The organism is Mesorhizobium sp. CNPSo 4670, from assembly GCF_057784235.1.
In genome coordinates this window covers 67110-80821 of record NZ_JBWJFQ010000001.1, presented here as the reverse complement: position 1 = coordinate 80821, position 13712 = coordinate 67110, and the positions used below count along the sequence as shown (strand labels likewise).

General features: G+C 59.7%; 12 protein-coding genes. 4 read left to right on the top strand and 8 right to left on the bottom strand.

Annotation, left to right across the window (positions count from 1 at the left end; genetic code table 11):
* The first annotated feature begins 504 nt into the window (after positions 1–504).
* From AC0ZT5_RS00335 to AC0ZT5_RS00325, 3 genes are all read left to right on the top strand, one after another.
* Positions 505–729, top strand: coding sequence for a hypothetical protein (locus tag AC0ZT5_RS00335; protein WP_095080680.1), 225 nt, complete (start codon positions 505–507; stop codon positions 727–729).
* 453 nt (positions 730–1182) lie between these two features.
* On the top strand, positions 1183–1941 hold the full coding sequence (locus tag AC0ZT5_RS00330) for a LuxR C-terminal-related transcriptional regulator (RefSeq protein WP_477289939.1): 759 nt from the start codon (positions 1183–1185) through the stop codon (positions 1939–1941).
* A gap of 385 nt (positions 1942–2326) precedes the next feature.
* The gene (locus tag AC0ZT5_RS00325; RefSeq protein WP_488494794.1) at positions 2327–3748 is read left to right on the top strand and encodes a glutamate-1-semialdehyde 2,1-aminomutase; all 1422 of its coding nucleotides are present in this window, start codon (positions 2327–2329) and stop codon (positions 3746–3748) included.
* A 223-nt stretch (positions 3749–3971) separates the two neighbouring features.
* Here the strand turns inward: AC0ZT5_RS00325 and AC0ZT5_RS00320 are convergent, their stop codons facing one another.
* The 4 genes from AC0ZT5_RS00320 to AC0ZT5_RS00305 all read right to left on the bottom strand — a co-directional run bounded on the left by AC0ZT5_RS00320 (position 3972) and on the right by AC0ZT5_RS00305 (position 7213).
* A complete protein-coding gene (locus tag AC0ZT5_RS00320; RefSeq protein ID WP_478348959.1) occupies positions 3972–4310 on the bottom strand; it encodes a hypothetical protein in 339 nt (112 codons plus the stop codon).
* A gap of 145 nt (positions 4311–4455) precedes the next feature.
* Positions 4456–5109: a PIG-L deacetylase family protein gene (locus AC0ZT5_RS00315; protein WP_488494793.1), complete on the bottom strand. Its 654-nt coding sequence runs from the start codon at positions 5107–5109 to the stop codon at positions 4456–4458.
* A complete protein-coding gene (locus AC0ZT5_RS00310) occupies positions 5106–5921 on the bottom strand; it encodes a sugar phosphate nucleotidyltransferase (protein ID WP_095080663.1) in 816 nt (271 codons plus the stop codon). The genes AC0ZT5_RS00315 and AC0ZT5_RS00310 overlap by 4 nt, the downstream gene beginning before the upstream one ends.
* Positions 5918–7213 (bottom strand): methyltransferase domain-containing protein, encoded by a 1296-nt coding sequence (locus AC0ZT5_RS00305; protein WP_488494792.1) that lies wholly within the window; start codon positions 7211–7213, stop codon positions 5918–5920. The genes AC0ZT5_RS00310 and AC0ZT5_RS00305 overlap by 4 nt, the downstream gene beginning before the upstream one ends.
* Before the next feature lie 353 nt (positions 7214–7566).
* Here AC0ZT5_RS00305 and rfbC point away from each other — a divergent pair, with 353 nt between their 5' ends.
* Positions 7567–8118, top strand: coding sequence for a dTDP-4-dehydrorhamnose 3,5-epimerase (rfbC, locus tag AC0ZT5_RS00300; RefSeq protein ID WP_488494791.1), 552 nt, complete (start codon positions 7567–7569; stop codon positions 8116–8118).
* Here rfbC and AC0ZT5_RS00295 read toward each other — a convergent pair.
* The 4 genes from AC0ZT5_RS00295 to AC0ZT5_RS00280 all read right to left on the bottom strand — a co-directional run bounded on the left by AC0ZT5_RS00295 (position 8113) and on the right by AC0ZT5_RS00280 (position 13566).
* Positions 8113–9432: a DUF4910 domain-containing protein gene (locus AC0ZT5_RS00295; RefSeq protein ID WP_488494790.1), complete on the bottom strand. Its 1320-nt coding sequence runs from the start codon at positions 9430–9432 to the stop codon at positions 8113–8115. The two genes, rfbC and AC0ZT5_RS00295, sit on opposite strands and share 6 nt — an antisense overlap.
* A 5-nt stretch (positions 9433–9437) precedes the next feature.
* Positions 9438–10499 carry an NAD-dependent epimerase/dehydratase family protein gene (locus AC0ZT5_RS00290; protein WP_488494789.1) on the bottom strand — a complete coding sequence of 354 codons (1062 nt, stop codon included), beginning with the start codon at positions 10497–10499 and terminating at the stop codon, positions 9438–9440.
* 281 nt (positions 10500–10780) lie between these two features.
* Entirely contained in the window at positions 10781–12091 is a 1311-nt protein-coding gene (locus AC0ZT5_RS00285; RefSeq protein WP_488494788.1) for a glycoside hydrolase family 140 protein, read from the bottom strand.
* A 41-nt stretch (positions 12092–12132) separates the two neighbouring features.
* Positions 12133–13566, bottom strand: a complete 1434-nt coding sequence (locus AC0ZT5_RS00280; RefSeq protein WP_488494787.1) for a DUF4214 domain-containing protein — start codon at positions 13564–13566, stop codon at positions 12133–12135.
* Between the last annotated feature and the right edge of the window lie 146 nt (positions 13567–13712).

Sequence of the window (13712 nt, the reverse complement as noted above, 5' to 3'; positions counted from 1 at the left end):
AGGAAGCCGTCCGACCACCCATCTTTCGGCAGATGGATATCGCGGGCAAGAGAGCCAAAGGACGTAGCCTGCCCCCCGCATCTGCTGGACGTGCAGGTACCCCTCCCTGCGGTGGGTACCGAAGTGTGATCATCCGCCTGGCGTACGCTCAAAGGTTGAATAAGCTGAATGTCCCGGTCACGGCTGCTGCGATGTAAAATGCACGGCGGCAGATCGGAGGATGTGAAAGGAGTGCCTTTCGTTTTCGAGCGAGGGGTGACCAGCGGGTCGGTGGGCTTCTTTGTTTCGCGACGGCAGTCCGGCCTACGCCTCCTGCAAACGGCTAACCCTCGGTCCGCGAACGCCTACTAAAGAACGCCTCGACCAAAGAAAATAGTAATCTTACAGTACGGTTGCAGGCTTGTTTTTGCTTTCAGTTGCAAAATCCTGTGTTAATGATGAAATTGTGGGAGCGCTGGGCAAAGGGCGGGTTGTTTGAGTTCCAGCACCAGGAGGAGAAGCGGTATGACCACTCAGGTTGTACAGAGCGTATTCGGCCCCAAGCAGGTCACGAAACTCAAGGAAGTTTACGAGCGGGCGCGGGTAGTGGAGGCAAATTATCCCGAGTCCCACATTGCCAGCAAAGCCGCCAAAAGGCTTATAGAGGCCTTCGAAACCGTGATCCACGTTGACGGGACGGTTCTGGATGTGAAGTGGCTCAGCGAGGCCAATCCCCAGGGAAACGCCTGAGACCAGGCCTCGTCTTGGGGTCTGTGAAGCTATATAGTGAAGGACTTCATTTCTTCCACTCAGCCTGCCCGCAGGCGGATCCAGCTTGCCGTTCCAAATCAACTTCTTGGGACCTGGCTTGACGGCGGGTTCGCCGTGCGGAGCTGCGCCCTGGGAACGACCGGGCCGTCCCATTCAAGGTCTCGCAGCGCTCCGGGACCCACTGTGTACGTTTCATACACAGACTTAAAAATTTTACCGAAAATTAACCTAAGTTAGAGACTGCTTATGGATAGCCCATAGACTGCCCAAGCTGCTGTACATGTCGGCAGCCAAGAACTGCTCAAGGCTCCAGGTTGGGGTAACGGCCTGAAGCTTTAAAATGGGTTGGGTATCAAACTTTCAATTCAAGAGATGAGGGGCTTTGTTGGGCGCCGCTAAGCGGCTTTCGTTGGGGAAAGGGTGGGTATAAGTATGGGTTCAACAGTAGGACTGCACAACTACACTTCGACAAATCAATCGGGAGTTCCGTCTAGCGGAATAGAAAATGTCCACGAGCAGGCAGGCAAGCAATACCTTCTCATGCTGGACGGAAGGGCACTGGACCGCGAGTGTCTTGCATCGGCCCTCGAGGATCACGAACTCGGCATGGCGGTCGTCGCCATGGGGTCGATCGAAGAATGGCGCATGAAGAAGGGGGCAGCCCCGCCACTTGCAGCTATCCTCTTCAACCTTGGCGGCCGGAAGGTCACCGATCATGGCATCGCCGACGAGATCAGGCACATTTCGTCCGAGTTCAAGTCGGTCCCCGTGGTCATCCTTGCTGACACCGAAGACCTTGGACAGATACTGACGGCTCTCGAATGCGGCGCACGCGGCTACATTCCGACCTCGGTCGGGATCGACGTCTGTGTCGAGGCGATCAACCTTGCGGCAGCGGGAGGCATCTTCGTCCCGGCGAGCAGTGTCCTTTCCATGCGGCACCTCATAGGTTCAGGTAGCCGCGACACGCAGCCTTTGACGGGCATGTTCACGCTCAGGCAGGCAGAGGTTGCCCAGGCGCTTCGGCGCGGCAAGGCGAACAAGATCATCGCCTACGAGCTGAACCTGCGCGAAAGCACCGTGAAGGTCCACATCCGAAACATCATGAAGAAGTTGAAGGCCAGCAACCGCACGGAAGTGGCCTACAAGGTCAATGATCTCTTCGCAGAAGGCGCTCTGGCCGAAGAGTGATCGCAAACAATAAGACGACCCGCCTTGGGTGAACCCTGGCGGGTCGTATTTGTACCGCACTACAGATTCAATCAATGACGGCCGATGGATTTCCGTTGCCTTGAATGGCGTCGGGCGCCGGCCGAGATATACGGTCGCGCTTCGACGCGGATCGTTGCCCCTAACTCCCGACAGTGTGCCGCAGGTGGACATTTGCGGAGTGCTCCGAAACGCCTGGATCCGTAGCGATGATCTCGTTGTGTGGCACCCTGAAAAGCTGTTCCATTTGCTCGGTACAGTCGGTGCCCGCCTGTGTATCCACCATAAGTGCTAACCGCTGACCTTATGGAGAACGCGAAATCCTGAGCCGAGCATGTAGACTTGCTGCCGGAATGGAGTGGTCGGCATGTCTGAGCAAAGCCTTCGTTTTCGCAAATCCGTGCGCCTGCAGGAACGCGGTCGTGAGCTGATCCCGGGCGGTAGCCACACCTACGCAAAAGGCGAAGACCAGTATCCCGTCCTCGCGCCGGGCTTCATCGAGCGTGGCTTGGGATGCCATGTCTGGGACGTCGACGGGAACGAGTACATCGAATACGGCATGGGCAACCGTTCCGTCGGGCTGGGACACGCCTACCCGACCGTGGTCAGAGCCGTGGAGACGGCCCTCCAAGGTGGGTCCAATTTCACGCGGCCGGCCAGGATCGAGGTCGACTGCGCCGAGACGTTCCTGGAGCTCATCGGCGCGCAGATGGTGAAGTTCTGCAAGGACGGATCGGATGCGACTTCGGGAGCCGTTCGCCTTGCCCGCGCCTACACGGGTCGCGATCTCGTTGCCTGCTGCGCCGACCATCCCTTCTTTTCGACAGACGATTGGTTCATCGGGACAACGCCGATGAATGCCGGAATTCCGGAGGCGGTCCGAAAGCTCACCGTCACTTTCCGGTACAACGACATCGCCAGCGTAAAGGATTTGTTCGACAGGCACCCCGGCAAGCTGGCCGCCCTGATCCTCGAGCCTTCCCGCGGCGACGATCCGGTGGACGGATTCCTGCATGAAGTCCAGCGTCTCTGCAGGGAAAAGGGCGCACTGCTCATTCTCGACGAGATGATCACCGGGTTCAGATGGCATGCGGCCGGGGCGCAGAAGCTCTATGGCATAGAGCCGGACTTGTCGACATTCGGCAAGGCACTTGGCAATGGGTTTTCGGTCTCGGCGCTGGCGGGCAAACGCGAATACATGCGGCTCGGCGGCCTCGAGCATACGGACCGCCCAAGGGTGTTTCTGCTGTCGACCACGCATGGCGCCGAGACCCATGCGCTTGCGGCGGCGATCGCGACCATGCGGACTTACCAGAACGAGTCCGTGATCGAACACCTGCACCGTCAGGGGACGAAACTGAGGGCGGGGATCGCAGAGGCTGCCAGACGGCATGGGGTGGATGGGCACTTCAAGGTTGTCGGCCGTTCTTGCTGCCTTGCCTATGCCACGCTCGATCCCAACGGCAAGCCGTCACAGGCATACCGCTCGCTGTTCCTGCAGGAGACGATCAGGCGTGGAGTGCTCATGCCGTCTCTCGTCGTCAGCTACACCCATGACGACGCGGCCGTCATGAAGACGATAGAGGCCGTCGACGGTGCACTGGCGGTCTATGCGCAGGCCCTGGAATCGGGACCGAGCCGTTTCTTGGTAGGCCGCCCCACGCAGGTTGTCTTCCGGCGTTTTAACAGTGGTGACGGCCGAGCTGAAATGACGACTCCAGAGAACCCTCCAGCCGCGAATAATGCGACCATGGTGCAATCTGAAGCCCGGCTCGCGGCAACATCCTGACGCCACGAAGGCGTTGCTTTCTGGTTCTCTTGGACCAAAGACGGACCCTTATGCGGCCATCCCGCATTGTTTCCGCATGAGGGGATGGGACAGAATCTCACTTCCATTGCGGAAGCAGCAAGGTGCGGGCTGTCAAAAGGCCCTTCAGGCGAGTGAGGTACAGGACACGGGCCGAAGCCATCGCTGGCTTGCACAGGCGCCTTGCTGCCGCGGAAGCCGCCGATCAATCTACTGCAGGAACAGGCTCGGGGAAGGTGTATATGCCCACCCACTTAACGGCTTCCTCGATCGTATCGAAGTTCTTGTGCAGCCCGCTCAGCAGGCCGAAGCCGGTCTCTAGGAACCACTTGCCTTTCGTGCAGTAGGCTTCCTCGTCGATCTGGGTAAGCACGGCGACCAGTTGGTCGGATTTCCACACTAGAACCCCGGATTCTCCGCCCTCGACCGTTCCGATGCGAGCTTCGCTGAAAGAGAATCCCGGCGCAATGATTGCATTGCCCATTTTGATAAAAATCCCTTCAATTTCAAAATGGAAGGCAGAAAAGGCAGAAAGGAAAGCCATAGGATCGATGGCCCGTTTCTGTGGTATTTTTCACTCAGATGCAGCGATTTAAGTAACAGATCGTCCGGTCAGTTCAACCCCCTTTTCACCCGATTCATCGGTCATCCACCATTCTCTCCTTGGCGAAAAAATATGTGAAAAGCCGCTAAAAAATCTTGACCTTTCGAAGCGTGAACGCCTCGGCGAAATGCTCGGGTGCCCGGCATTCCATCCCGCGCAACCTGGCAAGGCCGGCGAATGTTTCGCGGTCGAACCAGTCCTTGGAGCGCTGCGTCCCGAAGTGCTCGTGAAGGAGTTCGATCTTGCGTTCCAGCACGTTGGCCGTAAGCGGCACGTAGGCATTGGGCTGGCAAAGATCACCGTCCCATTTCGGAATCTCGTATTCGAGCACCAGGTGGTCGCGGAAGACGTTCCAGGTCAGTTGGTTGACCTCCCGGTGGTCCTGATGGGCGTCGAACCTGGCGTGGGTCAACACCACGTCGGGATGAACCCGCGATCTTAGATCCATCAGCCACTGCTTGATGGATCGACTATGGGTCGGAAAGTAGCTGTCTTCGAAATCGGCGACGTGGACCGTGGACGAGTGCGATCCTTGGAGAAAGGCCTCTGCCGAAGCCCTGGCTTCGGCAGACCGCTGGCGGCCGGCGCTCAGTACGCACCAGTCGACATCCAGTTCGACCCCCGACGCGATCAGCCCGAGGATCGTGCCTCCCGCACCGATCTCTATGTCGTCGGAATGGGCGCCAAGGCAGAGGATCGAGAGTTTCTCCCCGCGACGTGCGAGGCCGAGTCCCCTCATGATGCAGCCATCACCATGCTGCGCCTGATTTTCTCCGCGGTGACCCTCCTATTCCAGGGCATGTCCCCCTTTTCGACCATGTCTTCGAGCGATTGCCAATCACGCAGCGTGTCCATCGAACGCCAGAACCCGTCGTGCTTGTACGCCATCAGCATGTTGTCATCGATCAATCGCTTGAAAGGTTCGATAACGAGTTCCTCGCCGTCACGCATGTAGTCGAAGATTTCGGGACGGAACACGAAGTAGCCGCCATTGATCCAGATCTCGGACGTCTCCGTCGTGCGGAACTCGCGTACGCGACCGTCTTCAGCAATGTCGGCCAAATGGTATGTCAGCGGCGCGCGCACGGCGAGGAAGCAGGCGATCTTGCCGCTGGCCTCGAACTTCGCGATCACATCGTCGAGGTCTACATTGGTCAGGCCATCGGAGTAGTTGGCCAGAAACATCTTCTCGTTCTTGACGTGATCCTTCGCAGCCCAGAGGCGTTCTCCGATGTTGCGCCAGATGCCCGTATCGAGCAGGGTGATGCTCCAGTCCTTGACCGTGTCACCCAGCAGCTTCACGTCCTGGCCTCCGTGCGTAACCACGCAATCGGAAAAGGTCTGTGGCCGGGTGTTCAGGAAAAAATCCTTGATGACGTTGGCCTTGTAGCCCAGGCACAGGACGAATTCGTCATGCCCGTAATCGCTGTACCACTGCATGACGTGGCGCAGGATCGGCTGGTGGCCGAGCGGAATCATCGGCTTTGGTATGCTTTCGGAATAGTCGCGGATCCGGGTCCCGCGGCCGCCGCAGAAAAGGACGACTTTCATCTCCGTAACTCCGATAGATCGATCACTGTCACAAAAGGAATTGGCACCACGAATTTCGCGCCCCAGGCGGCGACATGGTGCATCTGCTGAATGATCTCGTCCTTCAGGTTCCACGGAAGGATCAGGATGTAGTCTGGCTTGGCCTGGTCGATCGCGTCGATGGGCTTGATCGGGATATGCATGCCAGGCGTGAAGCGGCCGTGCTTGTAAGGATTGCGGTCCACCGTGAAGTCGAGGAAGTCGGTGCCGATGGCGCAGTAGTTGAGCAGCGTGTTGCCCTTGCCAGGCGCGCCGTAGCCGCAAATCGTCTTGCCCTCGTTTTTAACCGAAACCAGGAACGCCAGGAGATCGCGCTTCGCACGCTGCGCCTTGTAGCCGAAAGACGCGTAGGTCGTCATTTCCGTAAGCCCATGCCTTTTTTCGCGCTCGAGCAGTTCGGCGACACTGTCATTCGTGGCCCAGCTGCTGTCCTCGTTGGCGAGATAAACACGCAACGAGCCGCCATGGGTGGGCAGTTCCTCGACGTCGATCAACCGCAGCCCGTGGCGGGCTGCCATCAGGTCTATCGTCAGCAGTGAGAAATATGAAAAATGCTCGTGGTAGATGGTGTCGAACTGGTTCTCCATCATCAGCCGCTCGATGTGCGGGAACTCGAGAGTGACCACCCCCTCCGGTTTGAGCAGGATCTTTATTCCCGCGACGAAGTCGTTGAGGTCGGGCACCTGCGCCAGGACGTTGTTGCCGATGATCAGATCGGCGCGGAGCCCTTCGGCCACCATCTGAAGTGCCAGCCGCACCCCGAAGAAGTCGACCCGGGTGGGCACGCCCTTCTCGACCGCAGCGCGCGCAACGTTGGCCGCCGGCTCGATGCCAAGCACGGGAACGCCGAGCGGCAGGAAGTGCTGCAACAGGTAGCCGTCATTGCTTGCGAGTTCTACCGCGAAGCTGTCGGCGCCAAGCCCAAGTCGCTTCGTGATCGCTTCGCAATAGGCTTTCGAGTGGGCCACCCAACTTGTCGAGAAGGAAGAGAAGTAGGCGTATTCGTTGAAAATCGTCTCGGGGCTCACATACTCCTTGAGCTGCACCAGGTAGCAGCGCTCACAGACCAGGACATTGAGTGGATAATAGAGTTCCATCTGGTCGAGCTGGTCGGCCTGCAGGAAGCTCTCGCAAGGTGGCGACATGCCCAGGTCGACCAGACTGTGGCGCAGGCGCGATCCGCACAGCCTGCAGCTGACACTGCGGCGTGCCGTGTTCTGGTCGCGAGCAATCTCGACAGCCTGAATATTCATTCCGTACCCCTCTGTCGCCCTGGTTTGAAAAAACGGAGACGCGGTGGCCTGACGATGAACCTGTGCCCGCCGCGCTCCGCAGGGAGTGCATCTTTTCAACGCAGGTTAGGACGGGGCGCCCCGCGAGTTCGATTTGCCAATCCGTTGGGTGCCTTAATCCTTATAGGGAAACGGCGGGGGCAATGACTGCGCAAGGACCTCCGAACGGGGTAATGCGGTCGGCCGGGCATACCGCGATCGGAGAAGCCACCTAAGGCTTAGGTAGCTCTTCCAGCCCAGGCAGGTGGTGCCGACAATCCGACCGCGGTGCTAGCCCGGCTAACTGGGCCCGGCTACTGGGGATTTAGGCAGACATGCGGTTTACCGAAACTGAGCTGAAGGGTGTCTGGTTGATCGAGCCTACACCGGTGGTTGACGATCGCGGTTCCTTCACCCGCATATTCTGTGAAAAGGAGATGGCCGATTGCGGGCTGGCGACGCGCTTTGTCCAGCACAGCCGCGCACACTCGGTCAAAAAGGGAACACTGCGGGGGCTGCATTTCCAGGACGACCCGTACGCCGAGGTGAAGGTCGTCTCCTGTGTCCGCGGCGCGATTTTCGATGTCGTGGTGGATCTGCGCCCGAACTCGCCGACACGCTACAACTGGCTGGGCTTCGAGCTGACGCCCCAAAACATGAAGCAGGTCTACATCCCTGCCGGCTTCGCCCACGGGCTGCAGACCCTTACGGACGATGCCGAGGTCTCGTATCTCATATCGCAATTCTATACGCCTCATGCGTCGACGGGCGTCCGCTACAACGACCCTGCCTTTTCGATAGCCTGGCCTTTGATGCCGACGGCGATGTCCGAAAGGGACAAGGCGTGGCCGTTGCTCAAGCCGAGAACGGTCGCTGGAGCCTTATGAAGCCGCAGCCAGCAGACCGTGATCCGACAGCATTCTCGCGGCGGCGGCCAGTTCCCTGAACGGCAGACCCGAGCACTCCGCCATCGAGAGAAGCGAATGCTGGCCGTCGGCGAGATTGAGCACCCAAAGCAGGGACATCGAGGTTGCTCCCGAAGACGCCTGTCCGCCCAGGGCGGCGTAGAGGCCGCGCTTGCCGAGTTGTGGTTCGCCCTTGGGACAGAGGTTCAACGGCGTCCAATCCCCTTCGACGATGTCGATCACGTCGGTCAGGATACGGAAGGAATCCTCCAGGTACTCCGGCTTGATGAAGTCGAGATTGTCAGCCGACGTGTGGTATTCGGGGAAGGTGCCGTGGACGCTCCGCTGGAACATGCCGACCGGAAGGTTGAAGCCCGGCGAACAATATTGCCTCTCGTCATAGCCGTAGGGGGAGAAATCCATCAACTTTGCCCCGGCTTCACGCCCCAGCACATGAGCCATGGCGCGATCGATGACGGCATCGCCACGCCGGCTGCGCTTGTATGCAGGGCGTCCCGCGTCCCCCACGCATGACAGCACCAGACCATGGTCGATGAGATGTGTCCGGCCCTCGTTGCGAGACAGCCACGCGATCGACCCGATCGTGCCCGGAGCGAACAGGAAGCGGTAGCTGTATCGTGTTTTTCTTGCCTTCATGCTTTTCGCAAGGGTCGCCAGCAGGGCCAGGCCTGAACAGTTGTCGTTGGCCAGTGACGGATGGCAGATGTGCGCCGAAAGAAGGAATTCCCGCTCGGTCTGCCCGCGGTGCAGGTATTCGCCGTAAGTGAGGCTGCCGTCCTTGTGTTCGGCATCGATCTCCACCCGGTAGAGACCGTCGGGCATTTTGGCGACACGGTCGTAAGCTACGCAGAAGCCCCATGTCGGGGCATAGTAGCTGGTTCGGTAGGGGATCACTTGCGGCTGGTCGGGCAGCGTATGGATATGCGACATCAACTCGTTGAGCGGCAGGATCCCCTTGAAGGGTACGCTGTAGTTGACGACGTGCAGGTTAGAGTCGGCAAATTCCACGACCGTTTGCCCGTCCGGGCCTATGATGCTGGCCGAGCGGACGTTCCATTCCTTTGGAACCGTCCAGTCGAACACCTGCGTGCCGGTGGGCACCTCATGCCGGTCCAGGTCGACGTGCCCCGACAGGATATCCAGCGTCTGCCGCACACCGTCCCCGGTGATGCTCCTGCAAATCGGAAAGAGACGTTCGGCCAAGGCATAGATTTCCTGGCCGAGGTCGATGGAAGACGGCGGCGGGCCGAGTCCCTCGGGGGTTATGTGTTCCATTCCGGTTAGCTTGCCGCTGCCTCCAGCTTTCGCGAAGGTTCGGTGACCCGCATCCGCTCATCCAGAAGCCGGTTGGCCAGAAGATACCGGATGTGGCCGATACGCTGGAAGCGCGGTCCTTCGAATTCCTCGAGAGTGACATTGGACTTGCCGTAGGCCTGGTAAAGCTGTTCGGCGCCCTTGCGCGCGTCCCACTGCGGCTTGAAGGCAGGAAGGGAGCGCGCGATCTTGCCGAAGTCGACGCGGTAGGACCGCTTGTCGGGTCCAGCATCCGACGCGAATTCAAGCCGGCAGCCCGGCACGACTTTGGCGACAATCTCGGCTATGTCGCGGATTCTGTAATTGTGGTCCGTCCGTCCCACATTGAAGGCCTCGTTATGGACGACCGCGCGCGGCGCTTCCAGTCCGGCGATGAACGCCCTGGAAATGTCCTCGATGTGGACGATCGGCCGCCACGGTGTCCCGTCGGACTTCAGGAGGATCACGCCTTTGGTGACGGCCCAGGCGACCAGATTGTTCAGCACGATGTCGAAGCGGAGCCGGGGTGACACGCCGTACGCGGTGGCCGGCCGGAAATAGGTCGGAGAGAAGCTGCTGTCGGCCAATTCGGAGATATCCCGCTCCGAAAGCACCTTGGACCAGCCGTAGGGCGTGACCGGGTTCAGCTCGCCCGTTTCATCGACCATCCCCTCGCCCGCCTGGCCGTAATTGCTGCACGACGAGGCGAAGAGGAAGCGCGACACGCCGGCCTCCTTGGCCGCCTTCGCGAAACGAACGCTGCCCTTGTGGTTGATCTCGTAGGTGATGTCCGGATCGAGGTCGGACAGCGGGTCGTTGGAAAGAGCCGCCAGGTGGATGACGGCATCGACCCCTTCGAGGTCGCGCGCTTGCACGTCCCTGACGTCCTTTTGGATGGAGGGAACGGAAGCCTGCTCTCCGCCCGAAGCAAAGGTGCAGCGCCGGTAGAGATCGCTGTCGTAACCCGTCACCGAATGCCCCGCGCGGAGCAGCATAGGCACCATCACCGAGCCGATATAGCCTTGATGGCCCGTTACCATGACTTTCATCGCACACCTTTCCCCAACGGATATGATCGCGCAGAGGCTACTTGGGCTGAAAACAGTGAGGGAGAACGCCAATAGGCGATCAGGATGGCCCGTTGGACGAAGCCTCGCCGCCCGCTACCTCTTTCGGATGGTGCGCGGCTAATCCTTTCGGCGACCGGCATGAGCCGGATCCACACCCCAGTTGGCGAACGCCGCTGCCTCGCCTTGCTGTCTTGGCGCACACCTGGCCTTCGCTGACTGCGCGCAGCTCGTGCACGGCGTCGGCTTTGCTCCATAGGACACTAAGGCGTGAGTTCCAGAATCCAGTCCGGGTAGCCGCGGCTGTTGAGCTCTGGCGGCTTGAAAGCTGTGCGCTCCGCCTTGAAAGGGGAACCTTCGACATCCGTCAATTCCCCGCTGGTGGGATCGCGCCAGCGGGCGTGGACGATAGTCTCCGAAAGCTGCGCGAGGTCGACGGTGACGGCCTCGTTGCTGGGCATGTAGACGACGGCGTAGGAGCCGTCCTTGGCCATCGCAGCGACCGCTCTCCCCATGTCCTTGCCCATGCCTTCGACAAGAAATCTGTTCTTGCTGTCGGGTTCGAGCAGCCACCATTTTATCGACGAGATAAAGGCGATGAGCACCTCCATGCTCTTTGCGCCGGGACTGTCGAGGGCCTCCCTCCACTCCATGGTCTGCCGATGGAGGCCGGGCCCCTCGAAATGCCATATCGGGTTGTTGCCATAGAGATGCCCGAATGCGCCCGAGAGGATCGCCTGGTAAGCCTGGACGCGGATCCGGTACTCGTCGGCATCGTATTCGAATTCGTAGGCAGTTTCGATCAGGAAGAAAGGCATACCCCTGGCGAGATCGTACTCTCTGATCGCTGCCGTATAGACCGGGCCGTACGTGAAGACGTTGTTCACCTTCAGCCAGGTTTCTTGACCCCAAAAATCGAGCGGCGCTGTATCGGAATGGCCGTGGAAGGTGCTGAGAGCATCGGGGTCCTCGTCCATGATGCCTTTGGCGAGAGCCGTGACCAGATCTTTGTCCGCTGGATTGTAGTCGCCGCCGTTGACCCACATGATGTTATCGAAGCGTCGGTAGCGACGTCCTACGAAATGGCCGTAGGCGGCAAGATCCCCTACCCCTGCAGCCGCCATTTCCTGATACCAACCGTCACCGCCACCGCCATATCCGAGATATGCCGGAGCGAGCAGCACCAGGAAACCAAGATCGCAAGCCCTCTGCAGGATGCGATCGGCATGGGCGAAATATGCCTCGTTGGGAACAACGAAATCTTGGTTGTCGGCGAATGGTCTGTCGCCATACGCGTCTGCTGGCGCGTTGCGGGAAAATCGGTGCTCGAGGAGGTTGACCAGAACGGTGTTGAACCCGCGAGCCTTGCGGTCCTCAAGGTAGAGGTAAGCGTCCTCGTCCGTCAGGTCGCCGATCAGCGACCAGGGCGAGTCTCCGTGCATGAAGAACGGATGGCCTTCCCTGTCGACCGGGTAGTTTTTTCCGGATTCGATCCGCAGCGGGAACTTTGTCCCGCCAGAGCGCTCACAGGCCAAGCTTCCGGTCGCCATAGCCGCCAAAAGGGCGCTGGCCATCAGAACAGATGCGAGGCGCACTGCCTTGACGCTCCTCTTGCTCACCCGGGGGGCGGCGCTGCGGACGCTTCGCGGGTGGCAGCGTGTTGGGATTTGAATTCCGATGAACCGATGATGCCGAAGGCCAAATCCTCGCGTGTCATGGTCCCCGCGCGCAGCTGCCGGGAATAGGTTTCTATCCCATAATCGTCAGCGGGACGGTTGAGAAACAGCATGTAAAGGAAACCGATGTAGGCGCGGTCGGTAAGGCCGATCGTAGCATAGCTGGTCTGGAACTCGTCCGAGCGCATCAGTTCCACGGCCATTCCAGCGATCGTCCTGTCCCCGCTTTCAAGAGCAGCCGACCACTGATCCACGCTTTCGGTGTCGCCCTCACGCCCAAGCACGAGGCAGTAGGCGAAGCTCGCCTGCCTCACATATGGGGACTTGTTCGCGGCGGTCGTCTCTGGATCGCACTCGCGATGCGGCTTGGGCAGCGGCTGCGGGCCGCGGGTGAAGTCACGCACCGTCTTGTAGGCGGGCTTCGGCTCGCCGACCCTCCATTTGCCCTCGGATGCAGCGGTGAGCCTCACCAGTCCCATATTGGCTTCGAAGCCGGGGGCCCAGTAGGTCTCATCGAACAGTTCGTAGATTTGCGCGGCCTCGACCTTGTACTTCTCGTTGAGCTCGCGAAGCCGCGTCATTGTCTGCTTGATACCATCGGCCTGCTGCCGCTCGCCGCGCTGACTTCCATTGGGACTGTTGAATTCGGTGACCCAGATCGGCTTGCCGTATGCCGAGATTTCGCGGAAAGCCCATTCCGGGTCGTCGCCATACATGTGCCAGACCGAGATGTCCCAGGCGATCCCGTCGTGCTTCATCCGCGCGAAAGCGCCGGTGTGGCCCCATCCGGCGGTGCCAATCGCCTTCCTGATGCCCGGATCGACCTCTGTCATGCCGTCGGACAGACCTTTGAGGACGGCGCTCACCTTAACCCAGCGCGGGCCGTAGTAATCGAGCGCTCCGGTTCCTCCTGCAGGTCCCCATCCACATGGATATTGCGAGCCGTCGTCGCGTTTCTCGCAGGGCTTGATGATGGCGTAGTTCTCCATCTCGTTGCCAAGTTCCCAAACGCGGATATCGCTCTTGAACCTGGTGCCAAGGGCGATCGCCAGTTTCCGGGTCTTCCCGTAGAGCTCGTCCGGAGTATCCTTGTCCAGGTCGATGCCCGCGGGGGTGATCAAAGGCAGGATCTCGATCCCTCTGGCCTTTCCGGCGTCGACAAGGGCGGCAAGCATATCTGCGTTGTCTTCGCTGGTTATGTTGACCCTGTATGATTTCAGGCCGAGATTCTTGACGAAGTCGAGCTGCAACTCAACCGGGATGCCCGGATAGGCGGTTATCGGATGGCCGTTGACGCCCCAGAGGACATCTGCGGAAGCAGGCGCAACGGTCACCAGCAGGCAGGCCGCAGCGGTTGCGAAACGAAATGACATGGCAACAGCCTCCGCTGCCCGATTTCAAATTCAGCCCAGATTGTCGGGCATGTGATCGGGGGAAGCAATTTGCTCATACGGGTGAACAGAGTACTTGCACTACCCCTTTCGGAGACTGCTCCTTCGGCCCGCGTCGTCAATGGACG